General features: G+C 66.1%; 23 protein-coding genes. 9 read left to right on the top strand and 14 right to left on the bottom strand.

The window, feature by feature from the left end:
- Positions 1–16: 16 nt before the first annotated feature.
- The 13 genes from C8J45_RS12290 to C8J45_RS12230 form a co-directional block, all read right to left on the bottom strand.
- Positions 17–922, bottom strand: coding sequence for a flagellar motor protein MotB (locus C8J45_RS12290; protein WP_107963455.1), 906 nt, complete (start codon positions 920–922; stop codon positions 17–19).
- A 20-nt stretch (positions 923–942) separates the two neighbouring features.
- A complete protein-coding gene (gene motA / locus C8J45_RS12285) occupies positions 943–1,806 on the bottom strand; it encodes a flagellar motor stator protein MotA (protein ID WP_107963454.1) in 864 nt (287 codons plus the stop codon).
- Between the two features lie 109 nt (positions 1,807–1,915).
- A complete protein-coding gene (locus C8J45_RS12280) occupies positions 1,916–2,836 on the bottom strand; it encodes a flagellin (RefSeq protein ID WP_107963453.1) in 921 nt (306 codons plus the stop codon).
- A 5-nt stretch (positions 2,837–2,841) separates the two neighbouring features.
- Positions 2,842–4,188 carry a flagellar hook-associated protein FlgK gene (gene flgK, locus C8J45_RS12275; protein ID WP_107963452.1) on the bottom strand — a complete coding sequence of 449 codons (1,347 nt, stop codon included), beginning with the start codon at positions 4,186–4,188 and terminating at the stop codon, positions 2,842–2,844.
- Complete coding sequence (locus tag C8J45_RS12270; RefSeq protein WP_107963451.1) at positions 4,185–4,523, bottom strand: rod-binding protein; 339 nt, start codon at positions 4,521–4,523, stop codon at positions 4,185–4,187. Before C8J45_RS12270 ends, flgK begins: the two co-directional genes overlap by 4 nt.
- Positions 4,520–5,614 (bottom strand): flagellar basal body P-ring protein FlgI, encoded by a 1,095-nt coding sequence (locus C8J45_RS12265; protein ID WP_107963450.1) that lies wholly within the window; start codon positions 5,612–5,614, stop codon positions 4,520–4,522. The genes C8J45_RS12270 and C8J45_RS12265 overlap by 4 nt, the downstream gene beginning before the upstream one ends.
- 137 nt (positions 5,615–5,751) lie before the next feature.
- Positions 5,752–6,441: a flagellar basal body L-ring protein FlgH gene (locus tag C8J45_RS12260; protein ID WP_107963449.1), complete on the bottom strand. Its 690-nt coding sequence runs from the start codon at positions 6,439–6,441 to the stop codon at positions 5,752–5,754.
- Positions 6,442–6,446: 5 nt separating this feature from the next.
- The gene (flgG, locus tag C8J45_RS12255) at positions 6,447–7,235 is read right to left on the bottom strand and encodes a flagellar basal-body rod protein FlgG (protein ID WP_107963448.1); all 789 of its coding nucleotides are present in this window, start codon (positions 7,233–7,235) and stop codon (positions 6,447–6,449) included.
- Positions 7,236–7,248: 13 nt separating this feature from the next.
- A complete protein-coding gene (flgF, locus tag C8J45_RS12250; RefSeq protein ID WP_107963447.1) occupies positions 7,249–8,001 on the bottom strand; it encodes a flagellar basal-body rod protein FlgF in 753 nt (250 codons plus the stop codon).
- Between the two features lie 24 nt (positions 8,002–8,025).
- On the bottom strand, positions 8,026–9,297 hold the full coding sequence (locus C8J45_RS12245; RefSeq protein WP_107963446.1) for a flagellar hook protein FlgE: 1,272 nt from the start codon (positions 9,295–9,297) through the stop codon (positions 8,026–8,028).
- A 30-nt stretch (positions 9,298–9,327) separates the two neighbouring features.
- On the bottom strand, positions 9,328–10,014 hold the full coding sequence (locus C8J45_RS12240) for a flagellar hook assembly protein FlgD (protein WP_107963445.1): 687 nt from the start codon (positions 10,012–10,014) through the stop codon (positions 9,328–9,330).
- Between the two features lie 2 nt (positions 10,015–10,016).
- The gene (gene flgC / locus C8J45_RS12235) at positions 10,017–10,427 is read right to left on the bottom strand and encodes a flagellar basal body rod protein FlgC (protein WP_107963444.1); all 411 of its coding nucleotides are present in this window, start codon (positions 10,425–10,427) and stop codon (positions 10,017–10,019) included.
- A gap of 3 nt (positions 10,428–10,430) precedes the next feature.
- On the bottom strand, positions 10,431–10,709 hold the full coding sequence (locus C8J45_RS12230; RefSeq protein ID WP_056485319.1) for a flagellar basal body protein: 279 nt from the start codon (positions 10,707–10,709) through the stop codon (positions 10,431–10,433).
- Positions 10,710–11,385: 676 nt separating this feature from the next.
- On the opposite strand from C8J45_RS12230, the gene C8J45_RS12225 reads away from it, so the two are divergent.
- The 9 genes from C8J45_RS12225 to C8J45_RS18925 all read left to right on the top strand — a co-directional run bounded on the left by C8J45_RS12225 (position 11,386) and on the right by C8J45_RS18925 (position 18,588).
- Positions 11,386–12,048 carry a motility protein A gene (locus tag C8J45_RS12225; protein ID WP_107963443.1) on the top strand — a complete coding sequence of 221 codons (663 nt, stop codon included), beginning with the start codon at positions 11,386–11,388 and terminating at the stop codon, positions 12,046–12,048.
- Positions 12,045–12,581, top strand: a complete 537-nt coding sequence (locus tag C8J45_RS12220) for a hypothetical protein (RefSeq protein ID WP_107963442.1) — start codon at positions 12,045–12,047, stop codon at positions 12,579–12,581. Before C8J45_RS12225 ends, C8J45_RS12220 begins: the two co-directional genes overlap by 4 nt.
- Complete coding sequence (locus C8J45_RS12215; RefSeq protein ID WP_107963441.1) at positions 12,578–13,072, top strand: flagella basal body P-ring formation protein FlgA; 495 nt, start codon at positions 12,578–12,580, stop codon at positions 13,070–13,072. Before C8J45_RS12220 ends, C8J45_RS12215 begins: the two co-directional genes overlap by 4 nt.
- 96 nt (positions 13,073–13,168) lie before the next feature.
- Positions 13,169–13,486, top strand: coding sequence for a flagellar biosynthesis anti-sigma factor FlgM (gene flgM / locus C8J45_RS12210; protein ID WP_107963440.1), 318 nt, complete (start codon positions 13,169–13,171; stop codon positions 13,484–13,486).
- Entirely contained in the window at positions 13,473–13,790 is a 318-nt protein-coding gene (locus C8J45_RS12205) for a flagellar protein FlgN (protein ID WP_107963439.1), read from the top strand. The genes flgM and C8J45_RS12205 overlap by 14 nt, the downstream gene beginning before the upstream one ends.
- A 238-nt stretch (positions 13,791–14,028) precedes the next feature.
- Positions 14,029–14,874 carry a flagellar biosynthesis protein FlgJ gene (locus C8J45_RS12200; protein ID WP_107963438.1) on the top strand — a complete coding sequence of 282 codons (846 nt, stop codon included), beginning with the start codon at positions 14,029–14,031 and terminating at the stop codon, positions 14,872–14,874.
- 3 nt (positions 14,875–14,877) lie between these two features.
- The gene (gene flhA, locus C8J45_RS12195) at positions 14,878–16,938 is read left to right on the top strand and encodes a flagellar biosynthesis protein FlhA (RefSeq protein ID WP_107963437.1); all 2,061 of its coding nucleotides are present in this window, start codon (positions 14,878–14,880) and stop codon (positions 16,936–16,938) included.
- Positions 16,935–17,684 carry a FliA/WhiG family RNA polymerase sigma factor gene (locus tag C8J45_RS12190; RefSeq protein WP_107963436.1) on the top strand — a complete coding sequence of 250 codons (750 nt, stop codon included), beginning with the start codon at positions 16,935–16,937 and terminating at the stop codon, positions 17,682–17,684. The genes flhA and C8J45_RS12190 overlap by 4 nt, the downstream gene beginning before the upstream one ends.
- A 139-nt stretch (positions 17,685–17,823) precedes the next feature.
- Positions 17,824–18,588 (top strand): hypothetical protein, encoded by a 765-nt coding sequence (locus C8J45_RS18925; protein WP_146168617.1) that lies wholly within the window; start codon positions 17,824–17,826, stop codon positions 18,586–18,588.
- 158 nt (positions 18,589–18,746) lie between these two features.
- On the opposite strand, the gene C8J45_RS12180 is transcribed toward C8J45_RS18925, so the two are convergent.
- Entirely contained in the window at positions 18,747–19,730 is a 984-nt protein-coding gene (locus tag C8J45_RS12180) for a flagellin (RefSeq protein ID WP_107963434.1), read from the bottom strand.
- Positions 19,731–19,968 lie beyond the last annotated feature (238 nt).

Below are 19,968 nucleotides of genomic sequence, written 5' to 3'. Positions count from 1 at the left end.
AGCCGCTGGTGGCCCGCTATTTTCCGAATGTGCCGCGGCGATAGAGCAAGGTGATCGCCACGCGTCGGTTACGCGGGTCCGCGGCGTTCTTGACGATCAGCGGTTCGCGGTCGGCAACCCCTTCGATGCGTTCGAACCGTGCTTCCGGCGTTCCACCCGCCAGCAGGCGCCGCCGCGTAGCCTCGGCGCGACCCGATGACAGCATCCAGTTGTTCATCGCGCGCGGATCGCCATACGGCACGCTGTCGGTATGGCCGCGGATCATGATCGGGTTCTGCAGGCCCTGCACCGAGCCCGCGATCATCCCGATCAGCACCGACGCCTCGGGATCGAGCGCGGTGGTACCGAGTGCGAACATCGAATAATCCGCATCGTCGACCAGATCGATCCGCATGCCATCCTGTGTCGGTACGAAGCGAACATGACTGGTGAGCCGCGACAGCTTGGTGTTGCTCGACATCTGGGCGAGCACGCGCTTGCGCATCGCCTCGAAATTCTTGCGGTCTTCCTTGGTCAGCGCGTCGCGGCTTTTCAGCGAGCCCTTGTCTCCGGTACCGGCCGACGGGCCGCCGAGGCCGGCGTCGGGAATCGCGAGCTGCGCCATGCTAGTCTGGCCTGGTTTAGGCCCGAGGCGGGACTTGTCGAGGATCGATTCGCCGCCGAACAGCCCACTGCCGCCAATGCCGAGCGAGCGCGTGTTGAGGATGGTCGGCGCGAAGTAATCGGCGATCCCTTTACGCTGCTTCTCGTTGGTCGCGCCGACGATCCACAACAGCAGGAAGAACGCCATCATCGCCGTCACGAAATCGGCGTACGCGACTTTCCACGCGCCGCCGTGATGGCCGCCATGCCCCTCGATATAGATCTTCTTGACGATGACCTTGGGGGGCTGGTTCGTACCGTGGGGCGCGCGCGCGGCCATGACGTTACTTGCCTCCCATCTTACTTGCCACGAAGCCCGTCGAAGACTTCGGCGAAGCCCGGCTGGTTCTTGTGCGCGATGCCCGAGCGCGCGGCCTCGATCACCAGCGGCTGCGGATGGCCGTGCAGCGAGGCGATGATGATCTGCTTCACGACGTCATAGATCGACGCGTCGGCATCGAGAACCTGCTTCAGCCGGTTCGCGAGCGGCGCGACGATGCCGTAGGCGAGCAGCACGCCCATGAACGTGCCGACCAGCGCCGAACCGATCATCGCCCCCAGGATCGACGGCGGCTTGTCGATCGAGCCCATCGTCTTCACCACGCCGAGCACTGCGGCGACGATGCCGAGCGCCGGCAGCGCATCGGCAAGACTGGCGAGCGTCCCGTGCGCAGCCTCTTCCTCGTGATGATGCGTCTTGATCGAGTGATCCATCACCTCTTCGACCGCATGCACGTCGAGCGTACCCGACGACACCACGACCAGGCGCAGCGTATCGGCGATCAGGTTGATGAGCGCCTTGTCCTTCAGGAGCTTCGGGTATTCGGCGAACACGGCGGAAGACTGCGGATCCTCGACATGCGGCTCGAGCGCGATCGGCCCGTCCATCCGCAGCATCTTCATCAGCTTGCTGACGAGGAAGATGACGTCGAGATAATCCTGCTTCTTGTACTTCGGCCCCTTGAACACCTTGCCCAGGCCGGCGCCGAGACCTTTCAGCTCCTTGCCCGAATTGCCGATGATCAGCGCGCCGGCAGCGGCACCACCGATGATCAGCATCTCGTGCGGGATAGCCTCCATGACGGGGCCGAGCGCGCCGCCGGTGAAGGCGAATCCGCCGAACACCATGACGAGCAGGACGACGATGCCGATGACCGGAAACATGGTGTTCGAAATTCCCCCAGGGCCGACAGCGGCACTTACGTCGCCAGAGAATTAACCGGATTTGGTAGCCAACCGGTTACCAGATGCGCGCCTGCGCAATTAAAAACGGTCAGCGAAGATAATCGAAGAGCGACAGCGCCGATAGCTTCGAGAAGCTGGCCTGCGTCGCCGACAGGATCGTCATCGTCTTCTGCAACTCGACCACCGCCGTCGGGATATCGGTGTCCTCGAGCGCCGAGCGAGTCTCTTCGCGGTCCACGCCGGTATCCTTCAACCGCGCCGCCTCAAGATCGACTCGCGCCGCCCGAGCGCCGAGCGACGACTGGACCATCGACACCTGATCCGATGCCGCACTGATGTCTTTCAGCGAGGTATCGAGCGCGCCCGGCGTGTAATCGTCGGATTGCAGCGCGGTCGCAATGGCGGAAAGCATTTCCAGCGTGTTGATACCGCCATCGATGCCGCCCTCGGCGTTGGCTTTGCCGCCGACGGTGAAGATGCGCGCGGCGGTTTCGTTCGCCTGGATGCTCTGGCCGTCACCGATCGGGATGCCCGATACCGGCTTTCCGGCGAGCGCGTAGGTGCCATCGGCGGCGACCGCAGGCGCTCCATCGGCGCCTCCGAACAACGCCTGGCCGCGGGCGTCCTTGGCATTGGCGAGATTGGCGAGCGTCGCGACGATACCGGCGAGCTGGACCCCGATCGCCTTGCGGTTCGCCGGGTTGAGCGTGCCGTTCAGCGCCTGCGTCGTGAGCTCCGCCGCGCTCTGCAACTGATCGGTGATCGCGGTCAGGCTGGTATCGGCCTGCGTCAGCACCGATGCGGCGGTATCGAGGTTCGCGGCATACGCCTTGTCGTTCGCGGTATCGCGCGCGAGCCCGGCGAGCCGCTGATACGCGACGCTGTCCTGCGACGGCGCGGAGAACCGCTTGGTCGTCGAAATCTGCGTCTGGAGCGCATCGGCCTTGCCGGTGAGCGACGCCATCGTGCTTGCGGCACGATCGTAGAAGAGGCTGGTGGCGATCTGCATGAGCGTTACCGTAGATCGAGGATGGTCTGGAACGTGTCGCGCGCGGTCTGGATCACGCGGCTCGACGCCTGATAGGCCTGCTGGAAGCGAAGCAGGTCGACCGCCTCGCTATCCAGGTCGACACCCGACGAGGACGCGAGCGACGCGACCGCGCCGTCGCGGATCGCGCCTTGCGCATCGGCAACCGTCTTGCGCTGTTCGAGCGCGGCGGCGTTGCCGGCGATCAGCGTGGTGGTCCGCGTTTCGAACCCGCCGCTGGTACGTAGTGCCTGCAAGGCGGCGAGGTTGGACGCATCGCGCACGCCGCCGGTCGCGCCCGCAGCGGCGATTCCTCGCGGATCGGTCAGCGAGACGGAGATGTCGGTCGGACTGGTGCCCGTTTCGAAAAGAGCGGCGCCAGGGTTACCGCTGAGATCGCGGCCTTGCGCCTGGACCGCGTTGACCTGTGCCGTGAAGTCGATGGCGATGCCGTTGAGCGATTCGCGCGCCGCGGCGATACGCTGCGCGCCCTCGGCCATTCCGGCGAGCGCGCCCCCGGTCGGCGACAGCTCGGTCATGACACCGTCGCGCGTGACCGCGAACTGCACCGCGCCTTCGTCATTGCGCGCGAACGACGCCTGTCCGCTCTGATTGCCGACGACGAACACCGTGCCGCTGGTGCCACCGAGCCGAACCGTTGCGCGCCCGAGATCGTCGAACGCGGTGCTGACGTCGGTCAGAGTGCTCATCTGGTCGAGCAATTGATCGCGCTGGTCGGCGAGCTGCGCAGCGCTCGACGATCCCGGCGGCGTCCGCGCGAGCCCGTCATTGACCTTGGCAAGCGCGGTACCGAGCGAGTTGAGCGACTGGACCGCCTGCGACGCGGACGAATCGAGTTCGGTCGCGGCAGTATCGAGCGCCTTGCCGGTCGCGGCAACGGCCTGGGCGGCCGTCTTCGCCGCTTCGAGCATCACCGCGCGCGCCGGTACGGAGGTCGGGTCGGCCGACAGGGTCTGCGCCGAACTGAAGAAACTGGTGAGGCGATCGCCGAGCTTGTTGTCGCCGAGCGACGATTCGATCCGGCTCATCCAGGCGACGCTGGTCTCGGTCTTGCCGAGATCGGTGCCCGCCGAGCGAACCGCCTGCGATCGATACGCGTTGGCGCTGCGACCGACGCCGACGACGATCACGCCGCTTCCGGTCGCCGAGTTGCGCGCGTTGATCCCGCCATTGACCGAGGAGACCTCGGCCAGCGTCGTCGTGCGCCGGGTATAGCCGACCGTTCCGGTGTTCGCGATGTTCTCCGACACCGTCGACAACGCGGTCTGGTAGGCGCGAACGCCTGAGGCGCCGATCGAGAGGAGATCGCTCATGGCGGTGAGTCTGCCGCAGTCTGGTTAAGATCGGATTGCGATTTGCTCAGAAAATCGGTCATCGCCTTGCCGATGCCGAGCGGCGTGTGCTCGGCCATCGATTTGGCGACCAACCCGTCCTGCATGTCGGTGAAGGTATCGATCGCCTTCGAATCGAACAGCGGGTCGGCAAGTTTCGCCTGGCGCATGCTCTTCAGCATCATGCCGGTGAAGACTGCCTCGAACTGCTTGCCGGCCTTGTCGAGATTGTCCTTCGACTTGAGGCGGCTGGTGTCGGTCGAGATGCCGGTGGTCGGTGCGGCCGTCGGCGAGAGGGGTGCGTTGAGCGGGCTCACAGGACGATCAACTCGGCCTTGAGCGCGCCGGCTTCCTTCAGCGCCTCGAGGATCGCGACCAGATCGGCCGGCGATGCGCCGATCGCGTTCACCGCCTTGACGATGTCGGCGAGCTTGGGGCCGGGGTTCAGCAGGAACATCGGGCGACGCTCCTCCTCGACTGCGACGCGGCTGTTCGGCGTGATCGCGGTCTGGCCTTGGCTGAACGGGGCTGGCTGGCTGACCTGCGGCTTCTCGTCGATCCGCACCGTCATCTTGCCGTGCGTGATCGCTGCCGGCCCGACGCGGACCGCGGAGTTGATGACCACGGTGCCGGTGCGCGCGTTGACGATCACCTTGGCGGACGGCTCGGCGGAGACGACGTCGAGATTCTCGATCGTCGACATCAGCGTCGCGCGGATATCGGCGCCGATCGGCGCGCGAACTGCGACCGAGACCGCATCGATCGCCTGCGCGCTGCCGAAGCCAAGCTTCGAGTTGATCGCACCGGCGACATTCTGTGCGGTGGTGAAATCCGCACGCGCGAGGTTGAACGTCAGCGTCGGCGCGCTGTCGAACCCGGTCGCGACCGCGCGTTCGACGGTCGCACCCTCGGGAATGCGGCCGGTCGAGGGCACGTTGACGACGATCTTCGACCCGTCCGCGCCCTCTGCACCAAGGCCGCCGACCGCCAGATTGCCCTGCGCCATCGCGTAGATCTGGTTATCCGCGCCCAGCAGCGGCGTCATGATCAGGCTACCGCCGCGGAGCGACTTCGCCTTGCCCATCGACGCGACGGTGATGTCGAGGCGCTGGCCGGGCTTGGCGAACGGCGGCAGTTCGGCGGTGATCATTACCACCGCCGCGTTCTTCATGCCGGGGTTCGCGGACGGCGGGAGCTGGAGACCGAAGCGCGATGCGACCGCCTTCAACGACTGCACGGTGTATTCGAGATTGTCGTCGCCCGTGCCTGGCAGGCCGACGACGATGCCGTAGCCGGTCAGCTGGTTCGAACGGATACCCTGGAACCCGCCCAGATCCTTGATCCGGTCGGCCGAGGCCGGCGCGGCGATGAGGCAACCGGCGAGGATAGCGAAAAGAAAGCGGATCATGGGAAACCTCAAGCCGGAACGCGTGCCCTCACCCTTCGCCGCCTTCGGCGTCTCTCCCTCTCCCCTGAGGGGAGAGGGAAGGGGCCCGACCGGCGCTTGCCGGGTGGGAAGGGTGACGGCACGGGTCAGCGGGCGCATCAAAACGGGCTGACGACGGAGAAGAAGCGGCCGAGCCACCCCTGGCGGCCGGCGCGGGCGACGTCGCCCTTGCCGGTGTACGAGATCTGCGCGTCGGCGACCCGCGTCGACAGCACGCGGTTGTTCGCGTCGACGTCGGCGGTGCGGACGAGGCCCTTGATCTTCAGGAACTCGTCGCCGCGGTTGAGCGTGACGCGCTTCTGGCCCTGCACCAGCATCGTGCCGTTGGGATAGACCTGCGCGACGGTGACGCTGACTTCGCCCGACAGCGAGTTCGCCTGGTCGGCGGCGCCGGTGCCGTTGAAATTGCGCCCGCCGCTGATCGTCGCATCGCTCTTACCGAACAGGTTGAGCGCGCCGGTGGTCGGCGGCGTGATGCTCGCCCCGCCGTTGCTGTCGAGCTTCGAACCCGACGATTTCGACGCGGCGGTGCGCTCGACCAGCACGATCGTCAGCGGATCGCCGACCTTCCGCGCGCGCCAGCCTTCATAGAGGGCCGCGTAGCCGTCCTGCGCCTGGAAGATCGAGCCGGTCGCGACGACCGGCACCGGCACGACCGGCAGGGGGCGTGCGACCGAGAAATCCTCGGGCGGTGCCTTCTTGCCGAACAGGCTGGCGTTCACCGGGGACGCGCCGAGCCCGGCGATGAGGAGCGTGCCGGCGAGCGCGGCGATAGGAGCGTTGCGCATCACGATCAGATGTTCTGGTTGACGTATTTGAGCATGTCGTCGGTCGCCGAGATCATCTTCGAATTTACCTCGTACGCGCGCTGAGTCTCGATCATGTCGACGAGTTCCTCGACGACGTTGACGTTCGACGCCTCGAGCATGCCCTGCTTGATGTTGCCGCGACCGTCCTGCCCGGCGACGCCGACATTGGCAGCGCCGCTGGCGGCGGTCTCGACGAGATAGTTGTCGCCGGTCGCCTGGAGCCCTGCGCCGTTCGGGAAGTTCGCAACCTGGATCTGGCCGATCTGCGTCGCCTCGGTCTGGCCGGGGACGGTTGCGGACACGGTGCCATCGGAGCCGACCGTGATCGCGGTCGTCCCCTCGGGCACGGTGATGCCGGGCTGCACCTGATAGCCTTCGCTGGTGACCAGCAGGCCCTCGGCCGAGCGCGAGAAGTTACCGGCGCGGGTATAGCCGAGCGTGCCGCCGGGCATCTGCACCTGGAAATAGCCGTCGCCGTCGAGCGCGAGATCGAGGCTGTTGCCGGTCGTCTGCATCGCGCCCTGCGTATCGATCCGCGCGGTACCCTGGAGCCGGACGCCGGTGCCGAGGTTGAGCCCGGTGGCGTATTTCGTTTCCGCGGTGCTCTGCGCGCCGGGCGTCGTCACGGTCTGGTAGGCGAGCGCCTCGAACGCCGCACGGTCCTTCTTGAAGCCCGTGGTGTTCACGTTGGCGAGGTTGTTCGAGATGACGCGCATGCGGGTATCCTGGGCGTCGAGCCCGGTACGCGCGATATGCATGGCTGCGGATGACATTCGTCGGTTCCTTCTAGCTCGGCAGGCGCATCAGCGATGCACCGCTTTCATCCATGTCCTTGGCAGACTTCAACATGTTGGCCTGGACTTCGTAACTGCGCTGGTTCTCGATCATGTCGACCAGCGCCTGCGTCATGTTGACGTTCGATCCCTCGATCGCACCGCCCTGCACCTTCGCATCGAGATCCTCGGGCAGCGTCCCCCCGCCCTTGACCCGCAGCAGGTTGTCGAGCCCCTTGACGGTGTCCGACCCCTTGGTGTCGGCGAGCTTGAGCTTGTCGATGACCTGCGGGTCCTTCGCGTCGCCACCCTGCGGGATGATCGAGATCGTCCCGTCGGCCGAGATCGACAGCGACTGGTAGGGCGGCAGGGTGATCGGCCCCCCCGAGCCGATCACCGGATGCCCGTCGCCGGTCTGGAGCACGCCCGATGGCGCAACCTCCAGATCACCGCGCCGCGTGTACGCTTCCGATCCATCCGACGCCTGCACCGCCAGCCATGCGGTGGTGCCGGTGATCGCGACGTCGAGCGGACGACCGGTCAACTGGATCGCGCCGGGTGCGCGGTCCGCGTCGGTGACTTCTTCCGACGTCGGCGCACGTGCCTCCAGCGCGGTGCCGTCGCCCTTCAGGTTCAGCCGGTCGAACACCACGCGATCGGCGCGAAATCCGGTCGTCGACGCGTTCGCCATGTTGTTGGCGATCGCCGCCTGCGCCGCCATGTGCGCGCGCAGGCCCGTCGCCGCGGTGTAGACCAGCTTGTCCATTCAGGGTCCCCCGTCCGCTGTCGATTAGCTGCGGATGTTGAAGATGGTCTGCGAAATCTGGCTGGCGGTATCCAGGGCCTTCGAATTCGCCTGGAAATTGCGCTGCGCCGCGATCAGGCTGACCAGTTCCTCGGTGATGTCGACGTTCGACCGCTCGATCGTGCCCGACATCAGGTTGCCGAAGCCGTTCGAGCCCGCCTCGCCCAGCTTTGCGGTGCCCGACACGCCGGTCGACGACCAATAGCTGTTGCCGAGCTGGCGCAGGCCCTCGGGGTTCGAGAAATTGGCGAGCATCACCTGGCCCAGTGCCTGCGTGTCGCCGTTCGAGAAGCTCGCCTTGACGATGCCCTTCTCGTCGATCGTCACGCCCTGGATCTGGCCGACCGCCTTGCCGTCCTGCGTCCGCGAGTTGACCGCGAACGCGCTCGCCTTCTGCGTGGTGGCGTCGCCGCCGAAGCTGAACGCGATCTGCTGCGGGGTCGCCGAACCGGCGGTGGTGAACTCGTCATAGGTGATCGGCGCGGTCGGCGCGGTCAGCTTGCCCGTCCCGTCGAACGTCATCGTCGAACCGGCAACGCCGCCCGTCATCAGTTCCTTGTCGCCGACGAAGCTGTGGACTTCCCACGTGCTCGGCGTGTTCGCATCGGTCGAGACCGAGGTGCGCTTGAAGTAATTGGTCAGCGTCATCGCGTTACCCGACGCGTCGTAGACGGTGGTCTGCGCCGACTGGTTGTAGCTCGACGGATCGAAGCGATCGAAGGTCGCGGTGGTCGGGAGCTTCGAGCTCGCGTTGAGGTTGACGCCCAACGTGACCGCCTTGGTCGGGGCCGCGGTGCCGCTCGTCTCGGGCAGCTGGAGGCTGATCGCGGACTGGAGCCCGGTGGCGACGACGCTGCCCGATCCATCGACCGGATAGACCTGGAGGTGGCTGCCGTTCGAATCGACCACGAAGCGATCGGCATCGACCAGGAAGCCGCCGTTGCGCGTGAAGTTGACCTGCGACGAGCCGGTCTCGGGCTTCACCACGAAGAAACCATCGCCCGACACCGCGAGATCGAGCGCGTTCGCCGACTGGATCAGATTGCCTTGCGCGAACTGTTGGCGGTTGCCCTTGACCATGACGCCCGAGCCGATCTGCTGCGACGGCGCGACCGACACGCTGGACGCGATCACGTCGGCGAAATCGGTGCGGCTCTTCTTGAAGCCGTTGGTCGAGACGTTCGCCAGATTGTGCGAGATCGTCGACATCTCGGTCTGCGATGCCTGGAGACCGGAAAGCGAAGTGTAGAAGGACATGCGTTTAACTCCTTGAAATCGAGGGTGCGATCAGCCGATCTGGCGGACTGCGCTGACCGGCACTTCGCCGATCCCGGGAAGGGTGAGGATGGTGGAACCGGTGGTGGTCGAAACCGACTGGACGGGTGCCCAGACCAGCCCGGTCGCGGCGACCGTGGTGCCGTTGTTCTGCGCGTTGATGCTGACGGTGAACGGGCCGCTGCCGGCATCCGCGCCGGCCGCGTCCTTGCCGTCCCAGTCGTAGCCGACGGTGCCCTTGGCCTGCGGCCCGAGCGCCAGCGTCCGGAGCGCGGCGCCGTTTGCATCGCTGATCGTGACGTTGACGCCGCTCGCCGCGCCCGCCAGCTCGACCGAGCCCGCGATCCCGCCGCCGGTGCGACCGTAGGCGGTGCTGCCCTCGGTCAGGACGGTCTTGCCGACATAGCCCATCGCATCGCTTGCGCTGGTCGCGCCGAGCTTGTCGGAGATCGCCTTCATCGTCGTGTTCATCTCGGAGATGCCGGCGAGCGAAGAGAACTGCGCCATCTGGGCGACCATCTGGGTGTTGTCGACCGGGTTGAACGGGTCCTGGTTCTGCATCTGCGCGGTCATCAGCTTCAGGAAGTCGTTCTGGTTGAGCGACCCCGCCGCAGCGGCCGTCGTCGTCTTGGTGGCCGTGGCCGCCGACGAGCGCGTAATGCCGATGCTGGAGAGCGTGGTATCGAAGGAGGTTGCCATGATCAGCGGCCTAGCTTGAGGGTATCGATGATGAGCGACTTGGCCGTGTTCATCACTTCGATGTTGTTCTGGTAGCTGCGGGCGGTCTCCATCATGTCGACCATCTCGCGGGTTTCATCGACCGCCGCCTCGAAGATGTTGCCATCCTTGTCGGCCATCGGATTGTCCGGGTCGTAGCGCTTGGTCGGCGCTTCACCGGCGGTGACGAGGCGCTCGACGTCGACCGTCGACATGCCGCTCGCCGCATCGAAGCTGGTGCGGAACACCGGCTTCATCGTCTTGTAGGCGGCATCGGTGGACCCCGCGGTGCCGCCGGCATTGGCGAGGTTCGACGCGGTGGTGTTCATCCGGACGAGCTGCGCGGACATCGCGCGGCCGGCGACCTGGAAGATCGTCATGGGCTGGTTGGACATGGCTTAATCTCCCTTCAGCGCGCGGGTGATCTGGCCGATCCGCCCGTTCAGGAACGACAGCGTCGTCTGATACTGGACGGCGTTCTCGGCGAACGCTGTCTGCTCCTGGCTCAGCTCGACGGTGTTGCCATCCATCGAGGTCTGCGTCGGGATGCGGAACTTGGTCGCGGCATTGGTGCCGCCATCGTTCTCGACCGACGCGAGCGCGGCCTGGAAATCGATGTCGCGCGCCTTGAAGCCGGGCGTCGAGGCGTTGGCGATGTTCGACGCCAGCACACCCATGCGCTGCGAGCGCACCTCGAGTGCCGCCCCGTGAACTCCGAAAAGCGTGTCGCCTGACACAAGCCCGTCTCCTGGCGCAACCATTGCGCAACCGGACATAAGCAATGGCCGTGCCAGTTTTGGCGATCAGGGTGGGGAATGGCGGTTTGCCGGACGGCGGCAACGCGGCGGCAAGACGAACGGCAAGAGATTGCCGGTGTTGCAGGGGTGAGCGGCAAGGCGGTTGCCGGTTGGTGCGTTAAGGCGGCAAACCGAACTGCTGGCCCGGCGCGGCGATGTTTCCCCGCGCAGGCGGGGACCCAGTCCGGGCTCCCGCCTTCGCGGGAGAACAAGGAAGGGGGCGCTGTCACTCAGCCATCTCCACCACCCCGGCAAAGGCCGGGGCCCAATTGGAGAGGTTGCAGTAACGAAGCGCATCCGCAGTTAGCGGCGTCCCCCAATTGGGCCCCGGCCTTCGCCGGGGTGGTGCTTTGGGCAAGGAGTTGCGGCTCCTACGCCACGCCGCCGCCCCGGACCTGATCCGGGCTTCATCGCTCGGCATACCCGAAGCCATCGACCACGTGGATCGGTGGATGCTGGAACTAGGCTCTCCCGAGCGTGGCCCAAGGACCCGGCATATCGGGTGCCAATCCGGCCGCCCGCCAATCTGGCCCGTCCCTTGCATCGCCCCACGCACATGATCACGCTCGCACAACTGCTCGACCCCGCAGCGCTCGCCATCGTCGGTGGCGGCACCGCTGTCGCCGTCGTTCTTCGCACGCCCTTCCGCGACCTCGGTCGCGCGCTGGCCGCGGTCACGACGCTAGGCCGCGGCCGGTTCGATGCCGATCCGCTGCTGCTCCAGATCACTGCGCTATCGCGGATCGCCAAGCGCCACGGCGTGATGGCACTCGATCGCTCGGTCATCACCGACCATGACGTCGCCGCCGGCATCGCCGCGATCGTCGACGGCAGCTCTGCGACCGACGTCGCGACGCTGGTCCAGCATCGTCGTCGCGCGCGGATAGAACGCCACGTCGCCGCCGCCGACGTCTGGACCGGGGCTGCCGAGGTCGCGCCCGCAATGGGCATGGTCGGTACGCTGATCGGCCTCGCGCAGATGTTCGCGACGATGAGCGATCCCGGCGCGATCGGTGGCGCGATGGCGGTGGCGCTGCTCGCCACGCTGTACGGCGCGCTGTTCGCCAACCTGCTGTTCATGCCGATCGCCAACCGCCTGCGCGCGCAGGGGCGCAACGAAGCGTTCGAGCGTGCGCGTATCGAAGCGCCGCTCGTCGCGCTTGCCGAACGCGAGACGCCGCGCGGCTATATCGCGCCCGTTCTGGCCACCGTCGCGTGAACGCGAGCGAGTATCCCGATACGCCGACCGGCAAGCCACTTTGGCTGGTCACGCTCGCCGACCTCGCGCTGTTGCTGGTCGGCTTCCTCGTGCTGCTCCAGGCGACCCAACATATCGGCGGCAAGGATTTGGCAAAGGGTATCCGCGAAGGCTTCGGCGCCAACGACGCAGAGCCGACGCCGATGCCCGTCGCCGCCGCCGGCATCCTCGATTTCGCGCCAGGCTCGGCGATCCTGCCGACCACGCCGGGCGCGCTCGTCGCCTGGGCGCGGGAAGCGGCACGCGACCCTCGCGTCATGCTCACCGTCACCGGCTCGACCGACGGCACGTCCGCCGATATCGATCGCGTGACGGGCAGCGCCGCGATCCTAGCCGCCGACCGCGCGCGCACCGTTGCCGCTGCGCTGGCCGCGGTCGCGCCGTCCCGCGTCGCGATCGTCACCGCCACCAAGCCCGGCCGCCGCGCCGCCATCGTCTCCGTCGCCTTTGTCGGCGAACCCCCAAGGGGCGACGTTCAAAGGACCGCTCAATGATCATCCCATTCCTGCTCATGGCCGCGAGCTTCCAGGATACCGCCGCACTCGATCGTTCGGTTGCCGCGTTTACCGGCCGGCCGACGGGCGCCGAGGGTGGCGCCCGCACGCCGATCGACGCACGGTTGCGCCTCGCGACCTGCCCTACAGTGTCGCTGTCGTGGCGCTCCGAACAGCATGACGCGGTGGTCGTATCATGCGCGGGACCGGCTTGGCGGATCTTCGTGCAGGTCGTCCGCCCGGCCAACGCGCCCGCCGCGGTCGCCGCCTCGTTCGCACCAGCCGCGAAGGTCGCGCCAGTCATCAAGCGCGGCGATCCGATCGTGATCGAGGCGGGCACGGAGGGGTTCTCGATCAGCCGCGAAGGCGTCGCGATGGGCGATGCCGCGCCCGGCGGCCGCTTCATGGTCAAGGTCGACGACACGCGTACGCCGGTCCAGGCGATCGCCGTCGAGGCTGGCCACGCCACGCTGCCCGGCTGGTCGAACTGAGGTCCGACCTAAATTCGGCAAACAGATTAATTTTGCTAAAGCTTTTCGCCGTGCGGCCGTTCCTGCTGATGTCATCGCAAACCAAAGGATGCGGACATGGTGGACTCGGTCGGCGCGAAGCCATCAGTAGCAGGAGATCGTTCCGTCGTGCGCGTCGCCGCCGCGACGCCGACGACGCCCGTTCAGACTCCGGTACAGCCCTCGCCGCAAGCCGCGGCACAGGCGCAGAACCCGGTCCTCTCGGACTCGTTGGCACTGGCCAGGACGATGGCATCGTCGCCGCCGATCAACGCAACGCGCGTTGCCGAGATCAAGAAGGCGATCGCCAGCGGCACCTTCCCCATCCTTCCCGCGACCATCGCCGATCGGCTGGTGGCGCTCAGCCTCGCCTGGAATTCCAATGAAGCGGCGTGAAGCCCTGATCCGCGTGATCGACGCGCTGCATGCCGAGATCGCTGCGCTGAAGTCGAACGACGTCGCCAGCCTCGAGCGCGCGACCGCCGACAAGCTCGCCGGGATCGAACAGGTCGCGCTGCTCGGCACCGGCCCCGCCGGCACCGAGATCCGCGAGCTGGCCGACGAGGCGAACCGGCTCAATGAGACGTGCCGGATCTACACCAACTTGATGGCGGCAAATGTTCGCCGCCGCCTGCAAACCCTGACCGGCGACGGTGCCGTTGCCGGCTATCGGCCGGGTCTGCGCGCCGCGTACGCGTAACATCGCGACCGCCTGACACCGCCCCACAAGGAAAGGCCGTCACCCCAGCGAAAGCTGGGTATCCCCGTAATAGGGCGCATCCTTGCCGCACGAGACCCCAGCTTTCGCTGGGGTGACGGAATTGGGGGCGGGGCTTCGAGATAGCGCCGCATCGCGGATCTTGGGAATGCAGCCCCACACATAAAACTGGCACGCCCCTTGCTGAGCATCCCCTGAACCAGGGGCACCGCACACGGGCATGACCGTCAATCCTATCACTACCGGCCGGATCCAGTCCGCGATCGCGCTTGCGAGCCGCAAGACGGGCGTGGATTTCGACTATTTGTTGGGCCAGGCGAAGCTCGAGAGCGGGCTTAACGCCAATGCCAAGGCTGGCACGTCGAGCGCCTCGGGCCTCTATCAGTTCATCGAACAGAGCTGGCTCTCCGTCGTCAAGAAGCACGGCGCCGAGCACGGCATGGCGTGGGCCGCGAACAGCATCGGCCAGTCGTCGAGCGGCCGCCTCTCGGTCGGCGACGCCGGCACCAAGGCGGCGATCCTCGCGCTGCGCAACGATCCCAATGCCGCCTCGCTGATGGCCGCCGAATATGCGTCGGACAACAAGGCCTCGCTCGAAGGCACGCTGAACCGCCCGGCCTCGGGCACCGACCTGTATATGGCGCACTTCATGGGCCTCGGCGGCGCAACCAAGTTCCTCAAGACGATGCAGGTCAACCCGCAGGCGAGCGGCGCCGCGCTCTTCCCCGCCGCCGCGCGCGCGAACCACAATGTCTTCTACGATTCGAACAACCAGCCGCGCACGCTGTCGGCGATCTACGACCGGTTCGCCGACAAGCTCGGCGGTGCCGCCGCAGGAGCAAGCGCGACCGCGACGCCCGCCAACTATGCTGCGCAGGCGCTCGACATGAACGGCAGCACGGTCATCACCGGCAACAACGAAAGCGCCGACGACGCGCTCGCCTGGGCGACCACGGCAATGGGCAAGTTCACCGGCAAGACGACGCAGGCCGCCGCCAGCATCCTGCGCCCGACGCCCGATACCGCGCGGCTCGCCTACATGATGCTCGCACGGTTGGGCGGCTAAGCGATGAACCGCATCCTCTCCAATGCTCGCGCGTCCGTCCTGCCGCTCGCGATCCTGCTGCTCGTGCTCGTCATGGTCGTGCCGATCCCGGCGTTCATGCTCGACATCTTCTTCGTGGCGAACATCGCGATCAGCCTCGCGGTGCTGATGGTCGCCTTGAACGCACAGAAGCCGCTCGATTTCTCCGCCTTCCCGACCGTCCTCTTGTTCGCGACCCTCTTCCGCCTCGGCCTCAACGTCGCCTCCACCCGCATCGTGCTGGTCCACGGCCACGAGGGCGAGAGCGCGGCGGGCCATGTCATCGAGGCATTCGGCACGTTCCTGATCGGCGGCGATTACGTCGTCGGCATCTTCGTGTTCGCGATCCTGATGATCATCAACATGATCGTCGTCACCAAAGGCGCCGGCCGCGTCTCCGAAGTCAGCGCGCGCTTCACGCTCGACGCGCTGCCCGGCAAGCAGATGGCGATCGACGCCGACCTCAACGCCGGCCTGATCACCCCCGACGAAGCCAAGGCACGCCGCGTCGAAGTCTCCACCGAAGCCGATTTCTACGGCTCGATGGACGGCTCGTCGAAGTTCGTGAAGGGCGATGCGGTCGCGGCGATGCTGATCCTCGCCGCCAACATCATCGGCGGCCTGATCCTCGGCCCGGTCAGCCACGGCATGACGATCGCCGATGCGGCGCACAATTATATCCTGCTCGCGATCGGCGACGCGCTAGTCGCGCAGCTGCCGTCGCTGATGCTGTCGATCGCCGCCGCCTCGATCGTGACGCGCGTCACCTCCGACAAGGATCTCGCCGGCCAGATCGGCGGCCAGTTCGGTAGCCCCCGCACCTGGACCCCGGTTGCGGTCATCCTCGCGCTGCTCGGCATCCTGCCCGGCATGCCGCACATGGTCATACTCCCCGCCGCGGCCATCGCCGGGTTCGCCGCGTGGAAGCTCCACCAGATCGAGCGCCGCCCAGCCCCCGTCGTGGTCGTCCCCGTCGAGACGATCGACCAGTCGAAGATCGGCTGGGAGGAAGTTACGGATGGCATGCAGGTCAATCTCGACATCGGTTACGGCCTCGTGCCGCTCGCCGACGAGCGCCGCGGCTCGCCGCTGATGGGCCGCATCACCGGCGTCCGTCGTCAGCTGTCGAAGGAACTCGGCTTCGTCGTGCCGCAGGTCCGCGTCCGCGACGACATCAACCTCGCGCCGTACGTCTACCGCATCCTCGTCAACGGCGTCGTCGTCGGCGAGGACACCGTCTCGCCCGACGAGATGCTCGCGCTCGATACCGGGCAGGCGTTCGGCGATCTCTACGGCAAGAAGGTCAAGGACCCGACCTTCGGGCTCGATGCGACCTGGGTCGATGCGGGCGATGCCGATGCCGCGACGGGTGCAGGCTATCTGGTGGTCGATCCCGGCACGGTGATGGCGACGCATCTCAACCACCTGCTCGGCCAGAACGCGGCCGAGCTGCTCGGCCAGGACGAAGTGCAGGCGCTGCTCGACGGCCTTAAGGAACGCGCCGCGCAACTGGTCGCAGCACTCGCGCCGCTGCCGATCACGACGCTGACGCAGGTGCTGAAAGGGCTGCTCGCGGAGAACGTTCCGCTCAAGGAATTCCGCCGCATCGCCGGCGCGATCGCGGTCGCGGCGCAGCGCACGCAGGACGCCGAGGAGATCATCGAGACGATCCGTCCCGAGCTCGGCGCGCTCATCATCCAGAAACTGTGCGGCGTGCGCGAACCGCTGCGCGTCATGACGTTGGAGGGTCAATTGGAAGGTCTGCTCGGCCAGGCGATGCGCGCCGATCAATCGCGCCGCCACGTCATCGAACCCGATCTCGGCCGCCGCATCGTCGAGGCGCTGCAACGCGCCGCCGAACCGCTGATCGCCGAAGCGAAACCGTTCGCGCTGGTCGTCCAGCCGACCATCCGCATCGCCATCCGCAAGCTCGTGCGGACGTGCCTGCCCGATACGCCGGTGATGTCGTTCTTCGAGGTGCCCGAGGAAAAGGCCGTCGAAGTCGTCGCCGTCATCGGCGCCTCGCAGCAGGCGCTCGCAGCATGAGCGCCCTCCCGATGCGCGGCGCCTTCGCAGACGCCCAGCCTTTGACGTACCGCCCGCATCAACGCCCCGACGGCGACGCGGACCAGCTCGTCAAACAGCACCTGCCGCTCGTCCGCCGGATCGCTTGGCACGTCCACGGCAGCATGAGCAGTAGGGTAGAAGTCGAGGACCTCATCCAGGTCGGCCTGGTCGCGCTGGTCGAGGCCGCCGCGAATTTCGACGAGCGCGGCATGCCGTTCAAGACCTACCTGATCACGCGCCTGCGCGGCAGCATGATCGACGAACTCCGCCGCCAGGCCACGTCGACCCGCGGCGCGATGCGCCGCCGTCGCCAGTACGCCGAGGCGATCTCGACGATCACCGCCCGCACCGGGAAAGCTCCGGGAGAAGACATGATCGCAGAGCATATCGGCGTCACGATCGAGAAACTCCGCACCGACTACGTCACCGCCGACTCGATCCGCTTCGACTCGATCGACGAGATGTATGCGGACGACCTCCCCTGGTTCGCCGACGATACGCCGGATGCGTTCGAGCAACTCGCCGACAGCGACATGCGCGAAGCGCTCATCGCCGCGATCACCGCCTTGCCGGAACGCGAAGCACAGGTGATCCAGCTATACTATGTCGAGGAACTCAACCTCGAAGAGATCGGCGAAGTCTTCGGCATCGGCTCGGCAAGGGTGTGCCAGATCAAGGCATCCGCGCACGCAAAGTTGAAGAAGGCGCTGGCACGACAGATCTGACCGTCAGGCGATTTACTACTGAAGCGTTGCCTCCGATACGGAGCTACCTACTGTAGACCGCGACCATACCGAGCCGCATCTTGCCTCTCGAGCCATTCGGGGGGCGAGCATGACACGCATATCAGCAATATTGGTCTCTGTGCTGGCGCTGGTCGCCGCCACGCCCGAACGGGCGGCTGCACAGACGCGGACATCCGACCATATCGCTAACGAATGGCGTAACGCGAAACGCGCGGAATTACAGAAGCAGCGCGACGCACTCGATCAGCAGATCGACGCGCTCGACACGAGTGTTCCATCCGATGTGGAACAGACCATGGCTGCCCCAATACCCGCACCCGCCCCGGCGGCCAGAGTCGTGGCAGCAGCGCCGGCGGCTAAGAAGGATGTTGCACCACCAGTGGATCCCGGAGCTCCCCCCGGAAATGACGAAGACCTAGGGAAGTTCGCCGGATTGAAGTTCGGCGTCGGAATATCGTTCACGCTGGATTCGGGAGACAACGACCGGGTGACCGAGGCATCGTTGGTGAATGGGGTCGTCCGGGTCGACGATGAGGACAATGGCCGAGCACGCATCATGCTCGAATCGCACTATTTCTTCACCCCCGATTGGCAATGGACCGGACTGCAGAAGGGTGTTTGGGGCGTCGGCCCGTTCGTTTCGCTTCAACCCGGCACAGACAACATCATCGAGGCAATCGGCATGGGCCTGATGTTCGGGTTCCGTCGTAGCAGCGGAAAGGAGAGCTTCAATCTCGGGTTCGGCATGATCGCCGATCCCAATACCCGAGTTCTGGGCGACGGCGTTTTCGCTGATCGGCCACTACCGAACGGCGAGACCGAGGTCCGGTTTAAGGAAGAGATGCAGCGCGGCTTCCTGATCCTCTCGTCTTTCTCGTTCTAATCGCGCGAGCTATCAAGCGTTGCCCGGCGCGGCGCCAGACACGCAAAAACCCCGGTGGCTTGCGCCACCGAGGTTTTCTCCGCCCCCCGCTTCTGGGAAGCAAGGCGGGTCCGATCGGCACCGATACCCTTGGGGGGCGGTGCCGGTGCCGGTCCGGATTACTGAAGCAGCTTCAAAACGCTCTGCTGGCTCTGGTTCGCCTGGCTGAGCATCGCGGTCGATGCCTGGCTCAGGATCTGCGCCTTGGCGAGTGCCGTCGTTTCTGCCGAGAAATCGGTGTCTTCGATGCGGCTCTTCGCGTCCGACAGGTTGGTCGCGTTCGAGGTCAGGTTGTTGACCGCCGACTGGAGCTGGTTCTGGGTCGCACCCAGATCGGCGCGACGGCTGGCGATCGTCGACAATGCCGAGTCGTAATTCTCAAGCGTCGCACCCGCCACCGACGTACCGGTGGTCGATACAACGCTGGTCAAAGCCGTCGAGAGGCTGGTACCCAGGTTCAAGCTGATCTTGTCCGAGGTATTGGCTCCTGCCTGGATCGATACGGTTCCGGTACCAGCGACGTAATTGGCGGACGCGGCAACCGCTGCCTGTGCTGGCTTGTAATCCGCCGAGGCAGGCGCATAATCGTCCGAGGCTGGCGTGGCACCATTGGCTGCAGTACCGACCTGCGCTGTACCGACCTGTGCGACTGCGGCCTTACCTGCGGTGCCGACCTGACCAGCGGTCCCGTCGAACAACTTCTGTCCGTTGAACGCCGTGTTCGTCAGAACATTGTTGATCTGCTTGGCGAGCGAGTTCTGCTCGGTCGTGATGTTGGCGATGTCGCTTGCGGAATATGTGCCGTTGGTCTTCTGCACTTCGAGTTCGCGCATGCGCTGGAGGTTGTTGCTGACTTCGCCGAGCGCGCCCTCTGCGGTCTGCGCCATCGAGATGCCGTCGTTGGCGTTACGGATGCCCTGGTTCATGCCGCGGATCTGCGACGTCATCGACGACGTGATGGCGAGGCCGGCGGCGTTGTCCTTGGCCGAGTTGATGCTCTTGCCGGTCGACAGGCGTTCCATCGACGTTGCGAGCATGTTGGAAGCCTGGGTCGAGGCATTCTGGGCGCGCAGCGCCGAGACGTTGGTACCGATGACAGTCATGTCGAAATCTCCGTGAATGTTCAGACGATCCGCGCCGCCCCCATGGCGAAGTCCCGTGCCGTCAGAGTGAGTAACGGCCGGCTTCCGCGGAGATTTAGGGAAAAAATTCGGCCTCGCGCGCGGGCTGGCACACGCAGGTGAGCGCTTCCGCGCGCGCGAACGCACCCGGTATATGTCCGCGTGTGTCCGCGTGGACGCGCCCGGAAATAATCTGCCGGTGCCGGCAGGGTTTAACCAC

Source organism: Sphingomonas sp. PP-CE-3G-477 (assembly GCF_003050745.1).
Lineage (GTDB): Bacteria > Pseudomonadota > Alphaproteobacteria > Sphingomonadales > Sphingomonadaceae > Sphingomonas.
Note: the sequence above shows the minus strand (reverse complement) of the source record. Positions and strands in the feature narration are given on the sequence as shown.